This is a genomic window from Bradyrhizobium sp. 142 (assembly GCF_023074015.1).
Taxonomy (GTDB): domain Bacteria; phylum Pseudomonadota; class Alphaproteobacteria; order Rhizobiales; family Xanthobacteraceae; genus Bradyrhizobium.
In genome coordinates this window covers 1-1617 of sequence record NZ_JADPKQ010000475.1, presented here as the reverse complement: position 1 = coordinate 1617, position 1617 = coordinate 1, and the positions used below count along the sequence as shown (strand labels likewise).

The 1617-nt window shown below is 64.0% G+C and carries 1 protein-coding gene and 1 pseudogene; one reads left to right on the top strand and one right to left on the bottom strand.

Annotated features, from left to right (window positions below; translation table 11 throughout):
• Nucleotides 1–248, top strand: a pseudogene (locus IVA82_RS43205) (hypothetical protein); the annotation flags it as partial.
• A gap of 307 nt (nt 249–555) precedes the next feature.
• On the opposite strand, the gene IVA82_RS43200 reads toward IVA82_RS43205, so the two are convergent.
• On the bottom strand, nt 556–1335 hold the full coding sequence (locus IVA82_RS43200) for a class II aldolase/adducin family protein (protein WP_247387816.1): 780 nt from the start codon (nt 1333–1335) through the stop codon (nt 556–558).
• Between the last annotated feature and the right edge of the window lie 282 nt (nt 1336–1617).

Here is a 1617-nt window from a genome sequence, read left to right as displayed (position 1 = left end):
GCCGATCCAGACGAGGCGAGTTCCAGATCAGGCGCAAGTCTCGCCGCGATCGCATGCGGGCAAAGTTGAAAGCCGTGAAGCGGGAGCTGCGACGGCGCATGCATCAGCCAGTTCTCGAACAGGGTAAATGGCTGCGGCAGGTCGTCACCGGCTACTTCAACGACCATGCGGTGCCGACCAACAGTCGGGCGCTCAGCGCCTTCCGCTTCTTCGCACGCTCCGGCGCCGCAGCCAGACCGATGGCATGAGGTGGGAGACGATCAGTCGCCTCGCCTGTGACTGCCTCCCCAGGCCCAACATCCGTCATCCTTGGCCGCGAGCACGCTTCGCCGTCACTCACCCGAGGTGGGAGCCGTATGCGGGAAAGCCGCACGTACGGATCTGTGCGGGGGGCGCTCAGCAATGAGCGTCCCTACCGCGACCGTCGCAAGGGCTCCTCGCAATGACGGGCGTGACGACCGCCCCAAAACAAAAACGCCGCCCGGAATTGGGCGGCGTTTCATTCCAGAACGTGTAGAGGGTGTTGCAGCTACCCTACACAAAATCCCGAAAATTTCAAGACCGGTAGCCCGGAAGTTCGCGGTCCAGCTTGCGCAGCAGCGGCGGCCACACCAGGTTGGTCGCGCGCAGCTCGGCGCGGTCGCGGTTGGCGAGCAGCTCGGTGTTCTTGTCGATAGCGATATCCTCGACCGGATAGACCGGCGTGCCCAGCGCGCGCGTGCGCACCTGCATCGAGCAGGCGCGCTCGAGGTGATACATGCGCTCGAAGGCAGAGGCGACCGAGCGGCCGACCGTCAGCGTGCCATGGTTGCGCAGAACCATGTGATTGTGGTCGCCGAGGTCCCTCTGGAGCCGCGGCCGCTCGTCGTGGTCGAGCGCGATGCCTTCATAGTCGTGGTAGGCGAGATCGTGGGTGACGAGCTGCGCAGTCTGGTTCAGCGGCAACAGGCCTTCGGCGCTGCTTGACACCGCGGTGCCATCGAGGGTGTGGAGATGCAGCACGCAGATCGCGTCCTCGCGCACCTCGTGGATCGCCGAATGGATGGTGAAGCCGGCCGGGTTGATGCTGTACTCGCTCTCGGAGAGCTGGTTGCCGTGCAGGTCGACCTTGACCAGGCTCGACGCCGTGATCTCGTCGAACATCAGCCCGTAAGGGTTGATGAGGAAGTGATGTTCGGGACCGGGCACGCGCGCGGAGATGTGGGTGTCGACCAGATCATCCCAGCCGTACAGCGCGACGAGACGATAGCAGGCGGCCAGATTGACCCGTTGCTGCCACTCGGCCTCCGTCATGTTCGACGGCACTTCTTTCAGGCGCGCTTCCGCTGGTGACATAGCAAATCTCTCCGAACATCGTTGTTGCGGGGAGGGAGCCTAGTCTTGCCGCAGCCTGCCAGCAAGGCGCGGAACGCGCGCGGCAGTTCAGCGTAGCCCGCATGGAGCGGAGCGTAGTGCGGGACCGGTCCCCGGATTTCGCTGTGTGCCCCGAAGGGCGCGTGTCACCAGTGGAGGAGGAATCCACCCGGATAATTGTCGATAAGTCTGGTAGCTGACGAGCAGGTTGGTTGGGTAACCGGCTGATCTGAAGCCTCGTGACAAAGGTCGCCTTGGGCGGCT